Annotated in this window: 20 protein-coding genes; 4 read left to right on the forward strand and 16 right to left on the reverse strand. The window is 61.0% G+C overall.

Annotated features, from left to right (window positions below; all coding sequences use genetic code 11):
* The first annotated feature begins 20 nt into the window (after nucleotides 1-20).
* The 3 genes from AB1E42_RS00085 (at nucleotide 21) to AB1E42_RS00095 (ending at nucleotide 1,271) form a co-directional block, all read left to right on the forward strand.
* A complete protein-coding gene (locus AB1E42_RS00085; protein ID WP_368344977.1) occupies nucleotides 21-236 on the forward strand; it encodes a DUF2007 domain-containing protein in 216 nt (71 codons plus the stop codon).
* Nucleotides 236-994, forward strand: coding sequence for a tRNA1(Val) (adenine(37)-N6)-methyltransferase (locus AB1E42_RS00090; RefSeq protein ID WP_368344978.1), 759 nt, complete (start codon nucleotides 236-238; stop codon nucleotides 992-994). Before AB1E42_RS00085 ends, AB1E42_RS00090 begins: the two co-directional genes overlap by 1 nt.
* 109 nt (nucleotides 995-1,103) lie before the next feature.
* Nucleotides 1,104-1,271 carry a YdcH family protein gene (locus AB1E42_RS00095; RefSeq protein WP_368344979.1) on the forward strand — a complete coding sequence of 56 codons (168 nt, stop codon included), beginning with the start codon at nucleotides 1,104-1,106 and terminating at the stop codon, nucleotides 1,269-1,271.
* A 258-nt stretch (nucleotides 1,272-1,529) separates the two neighbouring features.
* Here the strand turns inward: AB1E42_RS00095 and phbB are convergent, their stop codons facing one another.
* From phbB to AB1E42_RS00110, 3 genes are all read right to left on the reverse strand, one after another.
* Nucleotides 1,530-2,252, reverse strand: a complete 723-nt coding sequence (phbB, locus tag AB1E42_RS00100; protein WP_368344980.1) for an acetoacetyl-CoA reductase — start codon at nucleotides 2,250-2,252, stop codon at nucleotides 1,530-1,532.
* A 99-nt stretch (nucleotides 2,253-2,351) separates the two neighbouring features.
* Nucleotides 2,352-3,527 carry an acetyl-CoA C-acetyltransferase gene (locus AB1E42_RS00105; RefSeq protein ID WP_368344981.1) on the reverse strand — a complete coding sequence of 392 codons (1,176 nt, stop codon included), beginning with the start codon at nucleotides 3,525-3,527 and terminating at the stop codon, nucleotides 2,352-2,354.
* A 162-nt stretch (nucleotides 3,528-3,689) separates the two neighbouring features.
* Nucleotides 3,690-4,496 (reverse strand): EAL domain-containing protein, encoded by an 807-nt coding sequence (locus tag AB1E42_RS00110; RefSeq protein WP_368344982.1) that lies wholly within the window; start codon nucleotides 4,494-4,496, stop codon nucleotides 3,690-3,692.
* An 87-nt stretch (nucleotides 4,497-4,583) separates the two neighbouring features.
* Here AB1E42_RS00110 and AB1E42_RS00115 point away from each other — a divergent pair, with 87 nt between their 5' ends.
* Nucleotides 4,584-5,156 (forward strand): DNA-3-methyladenine glycosylase I, encoded by a 573-nt coding sequence (locus AB1E42_RS00115; RefSeq protein WP_368344983.1) that lies wholly within the window; start codon nucleotides 4,584-4,586, stop codon nucleotides 5,154-5,156.
* Here the strand turns inward: AB1E42_RS00115 and AB1E42_RS00120 are convergent.
* The 13 genes from AB1E42_RS00120 to AB1E42_RS00180 all read right to left on the reverse strand — a co-directional run bounded on the left by AB1E42_RS00120 (nucleotide 5,143) and on the right by AB1E42_RS00180 (nucleotide 18,831).
* On the reverse strand, nucleotides 5,143-5,583 hold the full coding sequence (locus tag AB1E42_RS00120; RefSeq protein WP_368344984.1) for a molybdenum cofactor biosynthesis protein MoaE: 441 nt from the start codon (nucleotides 5,581-5,583) through the stop codon (nucleotides 5,143-5,145). The genes AB1E42_RS00115 and AB1E42_RS00120 overlap by 14 nt on opposite strands.
* A gap of 4 nt (nucleotides 5,584-5,587) precedes the next feature.
* A complete protein-coding gene (gene moaD, locus AB1E42_RS00125; RefSeq protein ID WP_368346444.1) occupies nucleotides 5,588-5,833 on the reverse strand; it encodes a molybdopterin converting factor subunit 1 in 246 nt (81 codons plus the stop codon).
* Nucleotides 5,833-6,498 (reverse strand): CDP-diacylglycerol--glycerol-3-phosphate 3-phosphatidyltransferase, encoded by a 666-nt coding sequence (gene pgsA, locus AB1E42_RS00130; RefSeq protein WP_368344985.1) that lies wholly within the window; start codon nucleotides 6,496-6,498, stop codon nucleotides 5,833-5,835. Before pgsA ends, moaD begins: the two co-directional genes overlap by 1 nt.
* A 60-nt stretch (nucleotides 6,499-6,558) precedes the next feature.
* Nucleotides 6,559-8,424, reverse strand: coding sequence for an excinuclease ABC subunit UvrC (gene uvrC / locus AB1E42_RS00135; RefSeq protein ID WP_368344986.1), 1,866 nt, complete (start codon nucleotides 8,422-8,424; stop codon nucleotides 6,559-6,561).
* A gap of 288 nt (nucleotides 8,425-8,712) precedes the next feature.
* Entirely contained in the window at nucleotides 8,713-9,507 is a 795-nt protein-coding gene (locus AB1E42_RS00140) for an SDR family oxidoreductase (protein WP_368344987.1), read from the reverse strand.
* A gap of 16 nt (nucleotides 9,508-9,523) precedes the next feature.
* The gene (locus AB1E42_RS00145; protein ID WP_368344988.1) at nucleotides 9,524-10,465 is read right to left on the reverse strand and encodes a calcium/sodium antiporter; all 942 of its coding nucleotides are present in this window, start codon (nucleotides 10,463-10,465) and stop codon (nucleotides 9,524-9,526) included.
* 168 nt (nucleotides 10,466-10,633) lie between these two features.
* Complete coding sequence (locus tag AB1E42_RS00150; RefSeq protein ID WP_368344989.1) at nucleotides 10,634-11,428, reverse strand: S49 family peptidase; 795 nt, start codon at nucleotides 11,426-11,428, stop codon at nucleotides 10,634-10,636.
* A 43-nt stretch (nucleotides 11,429-11,471) separates the two neighbouring features.
* The gene (locus tag AB1E42_RS00155; protein ID WP_368344990.1) at nucleotides 11,472-12,233 is read right to left on the reverse strand and encodes an ABC transporter permease; all 762 of its coding nucleotides are present in this window, start codon (nucleotides 12,231-12,233) and stop codon (nucleotides 11,472-11,474) included.
* On the reverse strand, nucleotides 12,230-13,156 hold the full coding sequence (locus AB1E42_RS00160; RefSeq protein WP_368344991.1) for an ABC transporter ATP-binding protein: 927 nt from the start codon (nucleotides 13,154-13,156) through the stop codon (nucleotides 12,230-12,232). The genes AB1E42_RS00155 and AB1E42_RS00160 overlap by 4 nt, the downstream gene beginning before the upstream one ends.
* An 82-nt stretch (nucleotides 13,157-13,238) precedes the next feature.
* The gene (locus AB1E42_RS00165) at nucleotides 13,239-14,705 is read right to left on the reverse strand and encodes a DUF2793 domain-containing protein (protein ID WP_368344992.1); all 1,467 of its coding nucleotides are present in this window, start codon (nucleotides 14,703-14,705) and stop codon (nucleotides 13,239-13,241) included.
* Nucleotides 14,706-14,805: 100 nt separating this feature from the next.
* Complete coding sequence (locus tag AB1E42_RS00170; RefSeq protein WP_368346445.1) at nucleotides 14,806-15,393, reverse strand: VOC family protein; 588 nt, start codon at nucleotides 15,391-15,393, stop codon at nucleotides 14,806-14,808.
* Nucleotides 15,394-15,467: 74 nt separating this feature from the next.
* The gene (gene glpK, locus AB1E42_RS00175) at nucleotides 15,468-16,961 is read right to left on the reverse strand and encodes a glycerol kinase GlpK (protein ID WP_368344993.1); all 1,494 of its coding nucleotides are present in this window, start codon (nucleotides 16,959-16,961) and stop codon (nucleotides 15,468-15,470) included.
* Nucleotides 16,962-17,127: 166 nt separating this feature from the next.
* The gene (locus AB1E42_RS00180) at nucleotides 17,128-18,831 is read right to left on the reverse strand and encodes an extracellular solute-binding protein (protein ID WP_368344994.1); all 1,704 of its coding nucleotides are present in this window, start codon (nucleotides 18,829-18,831) and stop codon (nucleotides 17,128-17,130) included.
* Nucleotides 18,832-18,918 lie beyond the last annotated feature (87 nt).

Raw genomic sequence — 18,918 nt, forward strand, 5'->3', positions numbered from 1 at the left:
TAGCGCCTTACGTCTAGGATATGAAAGAGCTTTTGCGCACAAACGACATCACCGTCATCGCATTCGCCAAGGCCATCCTGGACGGCGAAGGTATAGACTGCTTCGAGTTGGACGTAAACATGAGCGTCCTCGAAGGCAGCATCGGAATCCTGCCCCGCCGGATCATGGTGCGCGATCAGGATCACTTCGCCGCGACTGCGGTTCTGAAGGACAACGAGATCGAAACGGGCTGGTGATGGATGCGGCCCTGACCGATGACAAGTTCCTCGACGGACGGCTGAATATCCTACAACCGAGAGACGGCTATCGGGCAGGTGTTGACCCTGTTTTGCTCGCGGCTGCGGTGCCGGCAAAAGCGGGGGAACACGTCTTGGAACTTGGCTGCGGCGCGGGTGTGGCGAGCCTGTGTTTGCTGTCTCGCGTTAACGGTTTGTTAGGCACCGGGATCGAGATACAGACGATTTACGCGGATTTGGCATGCCGCAACGCAGAAAGAGCGGATTTGCCGCTGGATGTGGTGACGGCTGATTTGCGGGAATTGCCGCAAAAGGTGCGGGAGAAATCATTTCACCATGTAATGATGAATCCTCCCTATTTCGACCGCGCGGCGAGTACCCCTGCACAAGATGACGGGCGCGATATCGCCTTGGGCGGCGCGACGGAAATGGCGGACTGGATTGGCGTGGCCGCGCGGCGGTTGAGGCCGCAAGGCAGCCTGACCCTGATCCAGCGGATCGAGCGATTGCCGGAAATTATTGGTCTGGTGGAGGCACGTTTCGGTTCGATTGTGATTCGGCCCATCGTGGCCCGCGAAGGGCGGGCAGCGGGGCTTTTCTTGCTACAGGCGCGAAAAGCGGGGCGCGCGGCGTTTCACCTTTCGCTGCCGCTGATCATGCATGAGGGGCCGCGCCATGAAAGGGATGGAGACGATTATACGCCGGAAATCAGGGAAATACTGCGTAATGGCGGCGCGCTTCAAATGAAAGCGGGATGAGTTGAGGAGCCGTCATCGGCAAAGTTTCGCATTTTAATATGAAGGATTGATGACAGAATAAAAAATCTGTGCTGCACTGGAGGTACATCAACAAAAGAGGAGGATTGAAATGACCCTAAGTTCGCATCTGGAGGAACTGAGGAAGAAACATCAACACCTCTCGGACGCAGTGGAAGAGGCACTGAAATCGCCATCATCTGATGATCTGGAAATCGTCAAGCTGAAGAAGCAGAAGCTCCAGATCAAGGAAGAGATCACACGGCTCAGCACCCACTAGTCGCCTGAAAAATTTGATATCACCCCGTTCCAAGGGTGCGCAGGCCGGTCAGACTGACCGGCCTTTTTATATGCCGCGAGAGCGAAAGACGGGCCAAAAAGCGGGATGCACAATCCATGCACAACTGATGCACATCCTATGCATATCGCACCCGCAGAAAAATGAACGAGTCGTTAATTTCGCCCCCACAAGATATGAAGGAGACGAAAACGGCCAGCCCCGAGGGACTGGCCGTGAAACGCGGTCATCAGAACCGGATCAGACGAAGAACTGCGCGCCGTTGGCGGAGATCGTAGAGCCGTTGATGAAGCCGGAGTCGTCGGACGCGAGGAAGGTCACGCAGCGGGCGATCTCTTCCGGCTCGCCAAGGCGACCGGCGGGAATCTGACCGATGATCGATTCGCGGACTTTCTCCGGCACGGCCATGACCATTTCGGTCGCGATGTAGCCGGGGCAGATGGCGTTGGCGGTGATACCAGCGCGGGCGCCCTCCTGTGCGAGCGACTTGACGATGCCGAGGTCGCCAGCCTTGGTCGCGGCATAGTTCACCTGCGCGAACTGGCCCTTCTGACCGTTGATCGAGGAGATGACGATCACGCGGCCGAACTTGCGCTCACGCATGCCGGGCCAGATCGGGTGGATGGTGTTGAACACGCCGGTGAGGTTGGTGTCGATCACCTGATGCCACTGTTCGGGCGTCATCTTGTGGAAGGGTGCATCGCGGGTGATGCCAGCGTTGGCGACGACGATATCAATCGGGCCAAGCTCGGCTTCGACTTTCTCGATGCCCGCTTTGGATTCGTCGTAGCTGCCCACGTTCCACTTGTAGGTTTTGATCCCCGTCTCTGCGGTGAACGCAGCGGCGGCTTCGTCATTGCCGGCATAGGTGGCGGCGACGGTGTGGCCTTCGGCTTTCAGGGCCTTGGAAATGGCGGCGCCGATGCCACGGGAGCCTCCGGTGACCAGTGCAACGCGGGACATGTCGATTCTCCTTCGAAATTCAGTGCGCAATCTTGCTACATGAGAGAACGCAGCTGCGCAACATTATTTCGCTGCGCCGCCGCATTTAAAAGGCTTGGTTTACGGGCGCTCGACGCAGAGGGCGACGCCCATGCCGCCGCCGATGCAGAGGGTGGCGAGGCCTTTCTTGGCGTCGCGGCGCTGCATTTCGAACAACAGCGTGTTGAGAACCCGGTTGCCGGATGCGCCGATCGGGTGGCCGATGGCGATGGCGCCGCCGTTGACGTTTACGATGGACGGATCCCAGCCCATGTCCTTGTTCACGGCGCAGGCTTGTGCGGCGAAGGCTTCGTTGGCTTCAACGAGGTCGAGATCGGAAGCGGACCAGCCAGCTTTTTCCAGCGCTTTCTTGGATGCGTGGATCGGGCCGACGCCCATGATCGACGGATCAAGCCCAGCGGTGGCATAAGAGGCGATGCGGGCAAGCGGTGTGATGCCGCGCTTTTCGGCCTCATCTGCGGACATCAGAAGCGTGGCGGCGGCGCCATCGTTGATGCCGGAGGCATTGCCTGCGGTGACGGTGCCGTCCTTGGTGAAGGCGGGGCGGAGCTTTTGCATGCTCTCGATCGTTGCGCCGTGGCGGATGTATTCATCCTGATCGACGGTGATCTCGGCTTTGCGGGTTTTGACGATGAAGGGGATGATTTCATCGACGAACTTACCAGCCTTTTGCGCGGCTTCGGCTTTGTTCTGGGAGGCAAGCGCAAATTCGTCCTGCTGCTCGCGGCTGATCTGCCACTGCTCGGCGACGTTCTCTGCCGTCTGGCCCATGTGGTAGCCGTTGAATGCATCCCAAAGGCCGTCACGGATCATGGTGTCGATGTATTTCATGTCGCCCATTTTGTGACCAGCGCGGAGATGCGCGGCGTGGGGCGAAAGGGTCATGTTTTCCTGACCGCCAGCGACGACGATGGAGGCATCGCCCAGCATGATGTGCTGTGCGCCGAGCATCACGGTGCGCAGGCCGGAGCCGCAGACCTGATTGATGACCCAAGCGGAGGATTCTTTCGGCAGGCCAGCGTTGATATGAGCCTGACGCGCGGGGTTCTGGCCTTGGGCGGCGGTGAGAACCTGACCAAGGATCGTTTCGCTGACTTCGGATTTGTCGATGCCGGCGCGGGCGACGACGGCCTCGATCACGGCAGCGCCGAGTTCATGCGCGGGGGTGTTGGCGAATGCACCACCGAAGCTGCCGACGGCAGTCCGTGCAGCGGAAGCGATTACAACATTGGTCATGAGGGACTCCTCTTTTCTCATGCGATCTGGACCGCAGGCGAGAGAGCCGCTGGGCGGGACTCTCCCCGCAATTGAGGGGTGTTGTAGGGGGAGCGGGCCGATATCGCAACAGAATTGTGCATATGCGGCAAATTCATGCTGCAATGCAGCATTGCGCCTAGGTCAAACCGGGCGGGTGGATGGCGGTGGCCCGAGTGACAGAAGCTTGGGCGCGCCAAAACTGTAGCCTTGCAGGTATTGCGCACCGAGGCGGGAGAGAAGGCGGGCCTGCTCCGCTGTTTCAATGCCTTGCGCGATGACCTCCATGCCGAGATGTTCAGCGACGTCGATCAGCACCTCTGCATGCACCTCCTGATCGGCGGCATCGGTGATGCCAGCGGTGATCTGGCGGTGGATTTTGACGAGGTCAAAGTCACTCGCGACGAGGCGGGGGAGATCAATAGGCGCCGTACCGAAATCATCCAGCGCGAAGGTGACGCCGCGCGGACGCAGGACAGACATGAGATCGGCAAGCAGTTCAGGCAGGGCCATTGCGGAGGCTGTGCCGACCTCGAAGATCAGGCGATGGCCGATGGCGGCGCTATCCAGAGCGGCATCGAGCGTGGCGCGCCAGTGACGGTCCCCCATAGAGCGCAGGGACATGTTCAGCGACAGAACGAGCGTCGGGTAGCGGCGGAGCGCGGCAAGACCGAGGCGCAGGGCGGCGGTATCGAGTGCGCGGCCAAGAGCCGTTTCCTCCACCGAGCCAACGAAGAAACGCGCTGGTATCACCCTGCCGCGCGGATCAAGGAGGCGGACCAGCCCCTCATGATACAGGATGTGATGCGGGGCGCGGGCGGTGACGACGGGATGGACCGCCAGCCGCGTGCGGCCGTTCTTGAGCGCGGCGGCGACCATCGAAGGTGCGTCGCCCTCGTAACGGGCGGCGACATATTCAAGCGGGTCAGCTGGCGGGTTGTGAAAGCTCATGCGGGTAATTTGCGCGGCAAGTTCTAATGACTGGTAAAAACCACCAGAGTTGTGAACAATTGCAGAGGTTTTGCAGGAGGAAACAGGATGGATGACAGCCGTTGCGGATGGGCCGGACCGGAGCCGATCTACATCGCCTATCACGACAGCGAATGGGGCGTGCCGGAATGGGACAGCCGCGCGCTGTGGGAGAAGCTGATCCTTGACGGGTTTCAGGCGGGGCTGAGCTGGATCACCATCCTCAAGAAGCGCGAGAATTTTCGCGCGGCGTTTGAAGGCTTCCACCCCGAGGTCATCGCCGGATGGGGCGAGGCGGAGGTGACGCGGCTGCTGGGCGATGCGGGGATCATCCGCCATCGCGGCAAGATTGAAGCGACGATCACCAACGCGCGGGCCTATCTGGAGATCGAGGATTTCGCGAAATGGTGTTGGGAATATGTGGATGGCAGCCCGCTCCAGAACCGCTGGGAAGCAATGGCAGAGGTGCCTGCCTATACGCCGCTGTCAGAACGGATGTCCAAAGACCTGAAGAAAGCCGGATTCCGCTTTTGCGGGCCGACCATTGTTTATGCGTGGATGCAGGCGGTGGGGATGGTGAACGACCATCTGACGGAATGCCCCCGCCATGCGGTGTGCGCGGGGATGGCTACCAGCGCTTGAGCGCGGCTTCATCCTCGTCCCGCGCGGAGACCCAATCGGAACCGGAGGCGGTGACTTCCTTCTTCCAGAAGGGTGCGCGGGATTTGAGGTAATCCATCAAGAACTCCGCCGCCGCGAATGCATCGGCGCGGTGGCGGGCGGCGGTGGCGACCATCATGATCGGTGTGCCGACATTCAGCGTGCCGTGGCGGTGGATTACCAGCGCATTGGAAAGGGACCAGCGGGTAACTGCCTCGTCGGTGATCTTGGCAATCGCTTTCTCGGTCATGCCGGGGTAGTGCTCGATTTCCATCGCCTCAAGGCCGCCATCGACATCGCGGACGATGCCGGAAAAGCTGACCACGGCGCCTGCGCCGGAAGTGGCGGCGGTGAAGGCATTCAGCTCGGCGCCGGCGTCGAAGGCTTCTGTCTGGACGCGGACCTGCATGGGGTTAGCCGCCCGTCATCGGTGGGAAGAATGCGACCTCACGGACGCCATCAAGCGGCGCGTCGAAGTCGGTCAGTTCCTGATCGAGCGCGACGCGCAGGGCGGAGACATCCTCGAAGGCGGCGGCGTAGCGTTCCTCGCGGGCTTTCAGCTCCTCGACCAAAGCGGAGACGGTGGGCGCGTTGGTTTCGACCTGCTCGGACGGGACACCGATACGCTCGCGGACCCAAGCGAAATACATCACGTTGATCATGCGGACTCCTTCAGGTGGGGCAGTGCCTTACGGAAGTAATCTATGCCGGTGATCAGGGTGAGCAAGGCCGCGATCCAGAGGAGGATTACGCCGAGGAACCAGCTGTAGTAATAACCGTCATAGACCATGCGAAGGCCCAGTTCGTCCTCGACATCGCCGTTGAGGACATCGCGGAACATCTGTTCGTCCATCCCGTAAGACCACATAACGACGTAGTGTTCAAAAACGCCTTGGGCAAAGAGGACCGCAATGGCGACCATCTGGGCTGTCGTTTTCCATTTGGCGAGTTTGGTGACTTTGAGCGTACCAGCGGTATCGCCCAAGAACTCCCGCAGGCCGGAGACAAAGACCTCGCGGAAGAGGATCACGGTGGCGGGCAGAAGAATCCAAGGGTTCATGCCGGAAAGCGCGGTGAGCACGGCGATGGCGATAATGACCATCGCCTTATCAGCGATGGGATCGAGCATCGCGCCGAACTTACTTTCCTGTTTCCACGCGCGGGCGATCCAGCCATCGAAGAAATCCGTCACCGCCGCGCCGATGAACAGCGCGAGCGCATACCAATCGGCCCACGGGCGGGCAAAGTAGAGGAACATGATCGCAACGCCGGGGGCGGCGAAGAGGCGCAGGACGGTGAGTATATTCGGCAAGGTCCATGTCATGGCTGAGAATTAGCCGGAAATTTCGCCCATGACCATAAGGAAGCGCGGCGGCGGCGCGGTTCAGCCCTTTTCATGGAAGAAATCGTAGATCGTCTGCGCCATTGCAGCGGACACGCCATCAACTGCTTTGAGGTCTGAGAGGTTGGCGCGGCTGACGGCCTTGGCCGAGCCGAAATGCGCCAAGAGCGCTCGCTTCCGCGCCGCACCAACGCCGGGGACATCATCGAGCGGGGTGGCGCCGACGGCCTTGGCCCGTTTGGCGCGGTGGGTGCCGATGGCGAAGCGGTGCGCCTCGTCGCGCAGGCGCTGGATGAAATAGAGCACGGGATCATTGCGTTGGAGCGCGAAGGGGCGGCTGCCGAGGCGGTGGAACTCTTCCTTGCCGTGGTCACGATCCACGCCCTTGGCGACGCCGACCATCGGAATATCCTCGACGCCGTATTCGGCCATGATCTCGGCCACCGCGCTCACTTGCCCTGCGCCGCCGTCGATCAGGAGGAGATCGGGCCAGAGGCCGGCGCTGCGGTCGGGGTCTTCTTTCAGGAGGCGCTTGAAGCGGCGGGTGAGCACCTCTTTCATCATGCCGAAGTCATCACCGGGGGTGAGGTCATCGCCACGGATGTTGAACTTGCGGTAGTGGTTTTTCGCAAAACCCTCTGGCCCTGCGACGATCATCGCGCCAACGGCATCGGTGCCTTGGATATGGGAGTTGTCGTAGACTTCGATCCGGTTTGGCACCTCGGGCAGATCGAAAGCCTCGGCCAGGCCGCGCAGAAGCTTGGCTTGGGCGGCGGATTCGCTCATCCGGCGGGCGAGGCTTTCGCGGGCGTTGCGCTTGGCACCGGAGACAAGCTCGGCCTTTTCGCCGCGCTGGGGGACGGTGATATCGACCTTGCGGCCTGCTTTCTCGGCCAGTGCCTCGGCCATGAGATCGGGGTTGTCGAGTCCGTGGGAGAGGATCACGGCGCGGGGCGGATCGCGGTCGGAGTAGAACTGGCCGACGAAGGCTTCCATCACTTCGGAGAGGTCTTCGTCGCCGCTGATGCGCGGGTAGTAATCATGATTGCCCCAGTTCTGGTTGGCGCGGATGAAGAACACCTGAACGCAGGCCTGCCCGCCCTCGGTATGCAGCGCGATGATGTCGGCCTCGGCCACGGTGCGGGGGTTGATGCCTTGCGCGGTTTGTACCTGCGTCAGCGCGCGGATGCGGTCGCGCAGGGCGGCGGCGCGCTCGAACTCCATCGCCTCGGATGCCTCGGCCATCTGGGAGGCGAGGGCTTCCTGAATGCGGGCGGTTTTACCGGAGAGGAATTCGGCGGCGTCTTTCACCGAGCGGGCGTAATCGGCCTCTGAGATATAGCCGACGCAGGGCGCGGAGCAGCGCTTGATCTGATACAGAAGGCAGGGGCGGCTGCGGGCCTCGAACTGGCTGTCGGTGCAGTTGCGCAGGAGAAAGACCTTTTGCAACTGGTTGAGCGTGCGGTTCACGGCACCGGCGCTTGCGAAGGGGCCGAAGTAATCGCCCTTCTGCTTTTTCGCGCCACGGTGTTTTTTGATCATCGGGTAGGCGTGATCGCGGGTGACGATGATGTTGGGGAAGCTTTTGTCGTCGCGCAGCAAAACGTTATAGCGCGGTTTGAGCTGCTTGATGAGGTTTTGCTCGAGCAGAAGGGCTTCTGTTTCGGTCCGCGTGGTGAGGAACATCATCGACGCGGTTTCGGAAATCATCCGCGCGATGCGCGGGCTGTGATTACCGGGGCGGGAATAATTGGAAACGCGGGCCTTCAGATTGCGGGCCTTGCCGACATAGAGCACGCGGCTTTCGGCATCGAGCATCCGGTAGACGCCCGGAGAGCCATCGAGCGTTTTCAGATAGCCCTGAATGCGGGCATAGCCTGTCTGCGTGTCGGTTTCCTGATCGCTCATCTCACTATTCCGTGATTCTCCCTTGGGCTGCCATGACAGGCAGTATGTGACAAGTCAAAAGGCACCCACAATTTCTGTGGATAAGTCGGTGGGCAAATTCTGGAAGAGCCGGATTCTTCTTTGCTTTCTAGGGCCTTCACCTATTTGCACAAAAATTAGGCAGCTTTTTAACTATCTGAAAAGAAACGAAAAAATTTTGATAAGTCTCATAAATAACTGATTTGTAACGAATTTATTCAACTTCTGTGACGGTCTCCAGGGAAGGTGCACAACTTCAAGGTAGTGGGTTTATTCGACGCCGAGAATATCAGGCGTTTGCCATGCCAGATGTTGGCCGCCGTCGATGCATAAAAGCTGGCCCGTTACCGCCGGCGCATCGAGGAAATAGCGCAGCGCGCCGGTGATATCTTCGGGGTTGGAACCCCGCTCGAGAACGGTAGCGCGGCGCTGACGGTCAAAATGCTCGGCGGTCTGGCGGTGGCCCTGAAGGGTCGGGCCGGGGCCGATCGCATTGACCCGTACATGCGGCGCGAGCGCCTGTGCGGCGGTCTTGGTGAAGGCCCAAAGTCCCATCTTTGCAATGGTGTAGGTCATGAACTCGGGCGTGAGCTTGCGGACGCGCTGGTCGATCAGGTTGACGACAAGGCCACGCGCGCGCGGCTCGTCCCGCTCGTCCATCTCGGCGGAGGGGCATTGAGCGGCGAGTGCTTGTGTCAACACGAACGGCGCGCGGAGGTTTGATTCCAGATGCCTGTCCCAGCTTTCGCGGGTGGCGGTGGCGATGTTGTCATACTCAAAAATCGAGGCGTTATTCACGAGGCAAGTGATCGGCCCGCCCAGCGCCTCGGCTGCTTTGGGAAGGAGAGCTTGGGTTTCGGACTCGCTCAATAGATCGGCCTGAAGGAGCGCTGCCTGCCCGCCTGCGGCCTGCACCGCGCGGGCGGTTTCCTCGGCACCAGAAATGGAGCTGGCGTAGTGAATCGCCACGTCGAAGCCGCGCTCGGCTAGGGTGACGGCCATGGCTTGCCCCAGTCGCGCGCCTGCGCCGGTGACGAGTGCTTTGGGACGGGCGGACGTGGTCATAGCAATCTCCGGTTCATCAAAGGATGATGACAATGTAAGCCAGATATAGCGCGGTCAAGACGACGCCCCAAACCCGCGTGATATCCTTCCGGAAAAACACGAAGGGGAGGAGCAGAAGCGACGCGCCAAGCATGATCCAGAGGTCGAAGGTCAGGAAAGTACTTTCGACCGGAATCGGCCCAACGAGGCTGGCAACGCCGATGATGCCCAACAGGTTGAACATATTGGAGCCGATGACATTGCCCAGCGCGACATCCGCCTGACGCCTCAGCGCGGCCATAACGGTGGTGGCCAGTTCGGGCAGTGAGGTGCCAATCGCGACGAGGGTGAGGCCGATGACCGTTTCGCTGACGCCGTAGGTGCGGGCGATGCTTGTCGCGCCATCAACGAGGAGGTTCGCGCCGAGCGGCAGGCCGATCAGACCGAGCACGAGGAAGAGGAATATCTTTTTCCACGGCATGTCCGGATCTGCGCCTTCGACCTCTTCTTCGGGGTCTTGAGCGCAGCTGTTGCGATGGGCCCGCGCGCTGAGGAACGCATGGGTGAGCATTGCCGCGAGGGCCGCCAGCAATATCAGGCCGCTGGTCCAAGTGAAGGAGCCAAGGAAGGCGAGCCCGATGAAAAGAACGCTCGCAGCGATCATTTGAAGGTAGCTGTGGCGGGTATCGCATTCGCTGGTGTGCATGGTCGCCAGAAGCGCAGGAATGCCTAGCACCAACAGGATGTTTGCCGTGTTTGAGCCGACGACGTTACCCAGAGCGATCCCGGGAACGCCTTCGAGAATGGCCTGAACGGAAATCAAAAGTTCAGGCGCGGAGGTGCCGAAGGCAACGATGGTGAGCGAGACGATCAGGGCAGGAACACCCAAGCGCAGCGCGAGGTTGACCGCGCCTTTGACGAGGCTGTCACCTGCGAGAAGCAAAATCACCAGACCCAAGACGACGTAGAGCCAATCCATCGCTACTTACCCTTACCGCAGCTACAAGGCCCTTTGCCGATGCGGTAGCGGCCACAGGAAGGGCATTTCGCGGATTGCAGTTTTTTCTGCCCCGGAAAACGGAGCCTGCCGAACATGGCGAGCACCGCCATGAACACCAGAAAGAGGGTGACGCCCTTGATCAGCACGTCAGAGCCCGAAACGCGCGTAGGAGGCGCGCTCGTCAACGGCGGCGACTGCATCGTTGACCAAGCTGGAACCGAAGCGCTGGAGCAGCGCACGGCGCGGGCCGTAACGGCGGAAGCGGACCTTTTTGCCGAAGCGCTCCTGCATCACCGGCACCAGATGGCCGACAGCATCGGCAAGGCCGACTTCGACCGACTTCTGACCAATCCAGACCTCACCAGTGAACAGATCGGGGTTATCTGCCAGCTTGTCCCCACGGCGGGATTTGACATGGCTGATGAAGAAATCATGCAGCTCTTCCAGCCAGCCTTTGAGCCGCTTCACATCCGCCGGTTTTTGCGGCTGGAACGGGTCAAGCAAGCTTTTTGATTTACCAGCGGTATGGACGCGGCGCTCGACGCCGTAGCGCTCGATCAGGTCATGGGCCCCGAAACCTGCTGAAATGACGCCGATAGAGCCAACGATCGAGCCGCGATCAACGAAGATTTCGTCCGCTGCGCAGGCGAGCCAGTAGCCGCCCGATGCCGCGACATCCTCGACAAAGGCATAGACGGGGATTTCCTTTTCCTCGGCCAGCCGCCGGATACGCGCGGCGATCAGGGAGGACTGCACCGGCGAGCCGCCGGGGGAGTTGATTTCAAGGGCCACAGCGGCAGGTTTGCCACGGGAAAAAGCCCGTTCGATCACGGGGCCAAGCGACGGATCGTCAAGGCCGCGATTGCTGTTGGCGATCTGGCCCTGAAGCCGGATGACGGCAACGGTGGGCTCGGATTTCACAAAAGGGATAAAGCGCTTCATGAAGCTCACTTAGGCACTGGGAGGGGCGTTCACAAGACCGCGATCACTGCCGCAGACGCCAGCCCGTGCGGAAGATCCACCAGATCGTCAGAAGGCAGAGGCTGGTAAAGCCCGCGATTGCGACCAAGGACACGCCCACCGGCACATCGGCCTGCCCGAAGAAGGACCAGCGGAAGCCGGAAATCAGGTAGTGAACGGGGTTCAGCAGAGACAGCTTTTGCCAGAAGGGAGGCAACATGGAGGTGGAGTAGAAGCTGCCACCGAGGAACACCAAGGGCGTGATCACCAGAAGCGGGATCAGCTGAAGCTGTTCGAAATTGCCCGCCCAGATGCCAATGATGAAGCCCAGAAGCGCGAAGCTAAGGCAGGTCAGCACGAGAAACGCGATCATTGCCAGCGGATGGGCGATGGAAACATCAACAAAAAGCGTCGAGGTGGCGAGGATCATCAGGCCGATGAACAGCGACTTCACCGCCGCCGCGCCGACATAGCCTATGGTGATTTCAATGAAATTGATCGGAGCGGAGAGGATTTCGTACACCGTGCCGATGAATTTCGGGAAGTAGATACCGAAGCTGGCGTTGGAGGTGGCTTGCGTCATCACCGTGAGCATCACCAGACCGGGGACGATGAACGCGCCGTAGCTGACGCCTTCGACCTGATCGATGCGGCTGCCGATGGCGGCGCCGAACACCACGAAATAGAGCGAGGTGGAGATCACCGGCGAGATGAGGCTCTGGATCAGCGAACGGAAGAAGCGCGACATCTCGAAGACGAAAATTGCGCGGATGGCCTGAAGGTTCATGCTGTTTCCTTTACCAACCCGACGAAGATTTCTTCGAGGGAGCTTTGCTTGGTTTGCAGGTCGGCGAGTTTGAGGCCGGTATCCTGCATCTTGGCCAGAAGGGTCGTGATGCCGGTGCGCTCGGCGCGGGTATCGTATTCGTAGGTCAGGCTCATGCCGTCATCCGAGAGGCTGAGGCCGAACTCGGCGAGGCTTTCAGGCACCTGTGTGATTGACTCCGCCAGATCAATGCGCAGTTGCTTGCGGCCCATCTGGCGCATCAGGTCGTCTTTATCCTGAACCAGAAGGATTTCGCCATTGTTGATCACCGCGATACGGTCGGCGATGGCTTCGGCCTCTTCGATGTAATGGGTGGTGAGGATGATGGTGACGCCGTTTTCCTTCAGCTTGCGGACGACCTCCCACATATCCTTGCGCAGCTCGACATCGACGCCGGCTGTCGGTTCATCGAGGAACAGGATTCGCGGCTCATGGGCGAGCGCCTTGGCGATCAGGACGCGGCGCTTCATGCCGCCGGAAAGTTCGCGCACGCGGGCGCGGGCTTTTTCCCCCAAGGAGAGCTGGGAAAGGATATCCTGAATATGGGCCTCGTTCGGGGATTTGCCGAACAACCCGCGCGAGAAGCGGACGGTGTTTTGGACCCGCTCGAAAGGTTCGAGATTGATCTCTTGCGGGACGAGCCCGATCAATTCGCGTGCCGCGCGGTAATCGCGGATGGCGTCATGGCCGCCCACGGTGATCGTACCGGCGGTGGGAACGGCGATCCCGCAAATGGCGGAGATCAGGGTTGTCTTTCCGGCACCGTTCGGGCCGAGAAGGGCGATGATCTCGCCCTCCTCGATCTCGAGATCGACGCCTTTGAGCGCCTCGAAGCCGGTGTCATATTTTTTGCGAAGGCCAGTGACCTTGACGATCGGGGGCATGGGATATCCGTTCATTATTTACGGATCATCTAGTCCTTTCGCCCCCGATATGAAAGGCCGCGTGCGCAATCGGGCCGCGACGTTAGGTAAATGCCTGCGCGAAGAGCCCCGCGCAGCTGTAACCAACTGGAGTAGACAGCGCGCCGTTGTCGAGGTGCAGGCGGGGCGCGAGGAAGCTGCTGGCGGCAGGAAGCTCTATGCTGGCGGTGGCCGCGAATTCAGCGCCGGTATCGGGGTCGGACAGGTGCAGGCCGATCTCACCCGCTGAGGGCGTGGCATAGAGGGTGAGCGTCAGCAAGCCGCTGGTGGTAGAGAGCGGAAAGAGCGCGCCAAGGTCCGTCCGCTGGGCGGGGGCCGTGCCGTCACCATGAACCATCTGCCAGTTGTTATCTGACGCAGCATCGAAGCCGATGCCGATGGCGCCTCCGAAATCATCCGGCCCCGCCACCGCCGCGAGCGGGCCAAGCACAGTGCTGAGGCCAAAGAAGCCATGCCCCTGCGCAGCAACGTCATCAAGCGCAAGATGGGCGACCATATGAAACCCGCCCAGCCCACCGCCGGTGCCCCGCCAGAGCGTGGCGTGGCTGGCGTGATCCTCTGCCGCGCTGCCGATGCTGGCGGCACTGGCCCGCGCCCAGCGCGGTGCCGCCGCGCGGCGGGACGTTGCCGCGAGCGCGGGCAGGCTGTAGCCACCGCTGGCACTGTGCGGTGCGCCTTGGGCTTGCACCTCTGCCCCGCCAGCGGACCAGTGCAGGAGATGCCCCTCGGAGAGATGCGGCTGCAACAACATCCGCGCATCCGGCGTAACGGCGGCTGGCAGAACCCCGCCCGCGCGGCTGGCCGCGTAAAGCGCGACCGCGCCTAGGGGTTTGGCGGGGGCGGCCGCTTGGGAAGAAAGTTCCAGCGGGTGCGGGAAGCGCCCACGCGCGCTGGTGGCATCGAAACTCACGCCGGTTTCAAAGCTGGTGCCATCGGCGCTGAGTTTGATGGCAAAATCATCGCTGCCGGTGGTGCCCATTTCGGCGCGCCCGCTCCAGCCAGTTTGGAACAGAAGGCTCGCGGTATCGGTGGAGAGGGCTTTGTTCAGCTTCAGTTGATGCCCCGCGCCCGTATGGGTGAGCAGCGTCGCCTCGGAGGCCACGGCGAAGAGATTGAGCGCATCTGGTTGGGTGCCAATGCCGAGCGTGGCGACCATTTCGGGGACGGGTGTGCTCACCGGCATCCATGCCGTGCCATCGAAGGCCGCCAATGTCTCGGTTGCCTGATCCCAGAGCCGCCAACCGGCTTGCGGCACCAGAAACCACCATGCGCCGCCTTCGTGGATGGCGACCATGCCCTCCTGCCCTGCCCAATCGCCGGTCGCGGGGGCCGCGACGACGTAGCGCGCCGCCTCGGCAGGGCTGGGAGGTGGCGCGGTTTCGGTCATCGACACGACCGAGAGATGCGTGAGGAGATCAAGCTGGCGGATCGCCTCGTTATGGGTGACGTGCTTTTGCGCCTGCGCAGGCAGGATATAGGGCAAGGAAAGGTGGGGGGAGAGGTCGGACATCGCGGGCTCCTGTGCATGAAAACGATGCACAGACCTCACCGCGCGGCCCTGAGCAAAGCCCTACCCCACCGCGCGCCGCATGGCGCAACACCATGCCGGATTAGCGGCGATAGGGGTTTTTCGGGCTGCGGTCTGCGGAGAGGCTGTCCTGCCGCTGATTAACCAAATCCTCTATCGCGTCAGCGAGGTGGATTTTGTCGATATGGTGGTCGCCACGGGCCACGCGGATGCGGTGCGCGGCGATCATCACATCGGCATGGCGGCAGCCTTCGGGCGGCTCGAAACGGTAGCTTGCCAGTTCGATCAGGAGGCCGAGCGGATCACGAAAATAGATCGAATCCATAAAGCCGCGATCCTTAGGCCCGGTGAAGGCGATGCCACGCGCCTTGAGCCGATCCGCCGCCTGCCAGAAGGTCGCCTGCGAGACATTGAACGCCACATGATGGACCGCGCCTTGGGTGGCGGGGGTTTTGGTCTTGTCGGGGGTGCGGTTTTCGTCGGTGAAGATGGTGATCAGGCGGCCATCGCCCGGATCAAAGTAGAGGTGGCCTTCGTCGGGGTTATCGAGGTTGGGCTGATCGAAGATGAAAGGCATGCCAAGCACACCTTCCCAGAAATCAATCGAGGTTTGCCGGTCGGCCCCGACGAGGGTGATATGATGCACGCCTTGGGTTTGCAGTTTGCGCATGTCGTCGCTCATCGGTTTCCTCCAATATCCTGTTGCGGCCCAGTCTAGCAGATCAGGGCGCGGAGGCGGGGAAATTATCCCGCCGCCGAAATCGTCGCGCTGACCGCGCGCTTCCATGCCGCGTATTTGGTGCTGCGGGTGTCATCGTCCATAGCGGGGGTGAAGGTGCGCTCGAGCATCCAACCTTTGGCAAATTCCTCCATCGCGGGATAGATGCCAGCCCGTTGACCGGCGAGCCATGCAGCGCCCAGCGCCGTGGTTTCGAGCACTTGCGGGCGGTCAACGGGGGCATTGATGATGTCTGCGAGGAACTGCATCGTCCAATCCGAGGCGGTCATTCCGCCATCGACGCGGAGCGTGGGCTGTGCGCCCTCGCCCTGCCAATCGGCGTGCATAGCCTCCAAGAGATCGCGGGTCTGGTAGCCGACGCTTTCGAGCGCGGCGCGGGCCATTTCAGCGGGCCCAGTGCCACGGGTCAGGCCAAAGGCCGCGCCACGGCATTCAGGGTTCCAATACGGCGCGCCGAGGCCGGTGAAGGCGGGGACGAGGATGACATCCTGATGCGGATCGGCGGCTTCGGCCAGTGGTTGTGTCTCGGCGGCGTTGCCGATGATCTGCAAGCCGTCGCGGAGCCATTGCACTACGGCCCCCGCGATGAAGATCGAGCCTTCGAGCGCGTAGGTCGGCTTGCCGTCAAGCTGGTAGGCGATGGTGGTCAGCAGGCGGTTGTGCGAGCGGACGGGTTTATCGCCGGTGTTCAAGAGCGCGAAGCAGCCGGTGCCGTAGGTGGATTTCAACATACCCGGTTGGAAGCAAGCCTGACCCACGGTCGCCGCCTGCTGATCGCCCGCGACGCCAAGGATCGGCAGCGGCTGGCCGAAGAGATCGGCAGTGGTTTCGCCAAAATCACTGGCGCAGTCGCGGACCTCGGGCAGCATGGATTGCGGGATTCCGAAGAGATCGCAAATCGTCGTGGACCAGCGGCCCTTGTGGATATCGTAGAGCATCGTGCGGGCGGCGTTGGTGGCGTCCGTCACATGGCTCTGGCCGCCGGTGAGCCGCCAGATCAGGTAGCTGTCGACGGTGCCGAAGAGCAGCTCGCCAGCCTCGGCGCGGGCGCGGGCGCCTTCGACGTTATCGAGGATCCACTGGAGCTTGGTACCGGAGAAATATGGATCAGCCAGAAGGCCGGTGCGGGCGGTGATCATTTCGTCATGACCAGCGGCGACCAACTCTCGGCAGAAGGCAGCGGTGCGACGGTCCTGCCAGACGATGGCGTTATAGACAGGCGCGCCGGTGGCTTTGTCCCACACGAGGGTTGTTTCGCGCTGGTTGGTGATGCCGATGGCGGCAATGTCAGAGGCGGTCAGATTGGCCTTTTCCAGCGCGGCGCGGCAGGTGGAAACAACGGTGGACCAGAGATCCTCCGGTTCATGCTCGACCCAACCCGATTGCGGAAAATGCTGGGTGAACTCCTCTTGCGCGGAAGCGACGATTTCCATCGTGCCGCCAAAGATTATTGCGCGGGACGAGGTCGTCCCCTGATCAATCGCCAAAATATAGCCCATCGTCCGCTCCGGCAGGTGTGATTCAAATAACGCTGTGACGTTATGCGAGCGGTTACGGGGACGCAATGTGCTCGGCTGCTGTCCTTAATGCTGTTTTGAGCCTGCGTTGGCGTGGTTTATGCCCAGTTGGCGCATCCATAGTGAATTGGCGCTATTGCTAGGCATGTTAGTAGCGGCCTTGTTCGCGCATCAGCTTGTCGATTTTGGTTTGGGCGCGGCTCAAAGCGGCGGCGGGGGGGCGTTCGCCTTGCAGCATCATGTGGATCTCGTCACCCAAAATGGACAGAAGTGCGCTGAATTCAGGGATTGGTGGGCGCGGCCATGTTTGCAGCTCACCACGGCGATCCATCGCATCGACCTCGCCGATCAGGGCGCTGCTGGCCTGCACCTCGGGGTCAGCGCTGGTGGAAAAGCGCGGGCTGGTGAGATTGCCGTTGAGCACATACCACTTCAGCAATTCCGGCCGCGTCAGGTATTCCATCACCTTCCATGAGGTTTTCTTACGCGCGACGCCCAAGCCTGCGGGAATGGCGAGGGAGAAACCACCGATGGGGGACACCGTCCGCGCACCCGGCTTGGGAGGGTGCGGCAAATATTGGACATTGCCGTGCGCTGGGGATGTTTCGTCAAGCTCAAACACGGCGGCGCGCACGCTCCAGCCATAGGTCATGGCGGCCTGTCCCTTGGAGAAAATGCTGATTTGGCGGTCCCACTCGCAGAGCATGCTCTCCTTATGGGCGTATTTCGACAGTTCGAGCAGGAATTCTGCCGTCTCCTGCGCTGCGGCGGTATCAAGCTGGGGGCGGTAGTTTTCGTTGTCGATTACGGAGAGATCGAATTCATCACCCAGCGGATTAAGATTGATGATCGGTTGGCCGAAATCCGCGAGGGTCTGGATGAACGTATGCGCGACAGGCGTGCCGCGCCCGAAATTCATCACGATGCCCGAGAGGTTCATCGCGGAGCGGTGCAAGACACGGGCAGCCATCAGCACGTCTTCGGTGGTGCGGGGAACGGACAGTCCCGCTTCGGCAAAGAGGTCGGAGCGATAAAACAGCAGCTCGGCGGTGGGTTGGATCGGCAGGCCGAATTGCTGCCCCTGCCACGCAGAACCACGGAAGGCGGCGGTGTGAAAATCCGACGGATTGTAGCGGGATTCGTGCATGATATCGTCGATCGGGTCGATGATGCCTTCGGTGGCCAACTGGCCGATCCACGGCAAGTCAAAAGCGATCAGATCATAGCGCGATGTGGGTCGCGCGGCGTTGGTCATGATCTCGTCATGCAGCTCATCAAGAGGCAGATTGACGATCTCGATATTCGTTCCGCACAATTCATCCAAGTTGGACGAAAACTGGCTGAGCGTTTTGAATGTCGGGTCAATGGGGCTGAGAATGCGGATGGTTTTGTCATATCCAACGCCCGCGCGCATGGCGTTCGGGTAGGGCAGGATGCGCGAGGCCATGTAGTAGCCGCCGAAGTAGAAATCGCTGATTTCGCCATCGCCATCGGTGAAGCCGAAAGTGCGGCCCACCATCGATTTGAGCTGCATGGCAAAGCTTTCAAACTCGGCGATCAGCTTGCTGGTGGGGTGCAGTGAGAAGGACTTGCCCGTCTTTGATTTTGGGCGTTTGAGGAGGAAACCTTCGTCGATCAGCTCGGAAATACGGCGCATTGCGGTGCCGTAGGGCACCTCGGCGGCGGCGGCGGCGGTGGTGACGGTGAGCAGCTTACCCTCCAGATGCCGCCGCATGGCGTAGGAAATGATATTCCAGCGGGGATCGACGGTGGCGAGCTGGGTGCGATCCTCGGACAGCTCGCGGCTCGAGTCGACGAAGCTCAGAATACGCAGGAGTTCCTCGCGGGTCATGGGGTGGCGTCCTTTGGTTTGGGTGGCCTATGTCCTCACTTTTCCGTTCGTGCGCGTGATGCCAGAAGAAACTTATCCAAAATGGAT

Source organism: Pelagovum sp. HNIBRBA483, from assembly GCF_040931995.1.
In the GTDB taxonomy this organism is placed as follows: Bacteria; Pseudomonadota; Alphaproteobacteria; order Rhodobacterales; family Rhodobacteraceae; genus JAEPMR01.

Coding starts and splice junctions, on each gene's coding strand:
- AB1E42_RS00085 (WP_368344977.1), top strand. CDS start 21: ATGAAAGAGCTTTTGCGCACAAACGACATCACCGTCATCGCATTCGCC.
- AB1E42_RS00090 (WP_368344978.1), top strand. CDS start 236: ATGGATGCGGCCCTGACCGATGACAAGTTCCTCGACGGACGGCTGAAT.
- AB1E42_RS00095 (WP_368344979.1), top strand. CDS start 1,104: ATGACCCTAAGTTCGCATCTGGAGGAACTGAGGAAGAAACATCAACAC.
- phbB (WP_368344980.1), bottom strand. CDS start 2,252: ATGTCCCGCGTTGCACTGGTCACCGGAGGCTCCCGTGGCATCGGCGCC.
- AB1E42_RS00105 (WP_368344981.1), bottom strand. CDS start 3,527: ATGACCAATGTTGTAATCGCTTCCGCTGCACGGACTGCCGTCGGCAGC.
- AB1E42_RS00110 (WP_368344982.1), bottom strand. CDS start 4,496: ATGAGCTTTCACAACCCGCCAGCTGACCCGCTTGAATATGTCGCCGCC.
- AB1E42_RS00115 (WP_368344983.1), top strand. CDS start 4,584: ATGGATGACAGCCGTTGCGGATGGGCCGGACCGGAGCCGATCTACATC.
- AB1E42_RS00120 (WP_368344984.1), bottom strand. CDS start 5,583: ATGCAGGTCCGCGTCCAGACAGAAGCCTTCGACGCCGGCGCCGAGCTG.
- pgsA (WP_368344985.1), bottom strand. CDS start 6,498: ATGACATGGACCTTGCCGAATATACTCACCGTCCTGCGCCTCTTCGCC.
- uvrC (WP_368344986.1), bottom strand. CDS start 8,424: ATGAGCGATCAGGAAACCGACACGCAGACAGGCTATGCCCGCATTCAG.
- AB1E42_RS00140 (WP_368344987.1), bottom strand. CDS start 9,507: ATGACCACGTCCGCCCGTCCCAAAGCACTCGTCACCGGCGCAGGCGCG.
- AB1E42_RS00145 (WP_368344988.1), bottom strand. CDS start 10,465: ATGGATTGGCTCTACGTCGTCTTGGGTCTGGTGATTTTGCTTCTCGCA.
- AB1E42_RS00150 (WP_368344989.1), bottom strand. CDS start 11,428: ATGAAGCGCTTTATCCCTTTTGTGAAATCCGAGCCCACCGTTGCCGTC.
- AB1E42_RS00155 (WP_368344990.1), bottom strand. CDS start 12,233: ATGAACCTTCAGGCCATCCGCGCAATTTTCGTCTTCGAGATGTCGCGC.
- AB1E42_RS00160 (WP_368344991.1), bottom strand. CDS start 13,156: ATGCCCCCGATCGTCAAGGTCACTGGCCTTCGCAAAAAATATGACACC.
- AB1E42_RS00165 (WP_368344992.1), bottom strand. CDS start 14,705: ATGTCCGACCTCTCCCCCCACCTTTCCTTGCCCTATATCCTGCCTGCG.
- AB1E42_RS00170 (WP_368346445.1), bottom strand. CDS start 15,393: ATGCGCAAACTGCAAACCCAAGGCGTGCATCATATCACCCTCGTCGGG.
- glpK (WP_368344993.1), bottom strand. CDS start 16,961: ATGGGCTATATTTTGGCGATTGATCAGGGGACGACCTCGTCCCGCGCA.
- AB1E42_RS00180 (WP_368344994.1), bottom strand. CDS start 18,831: ATGACCCGCGAGGAACTCCTGCGTATTCTGAGCTTCGTCGACTCGAGC.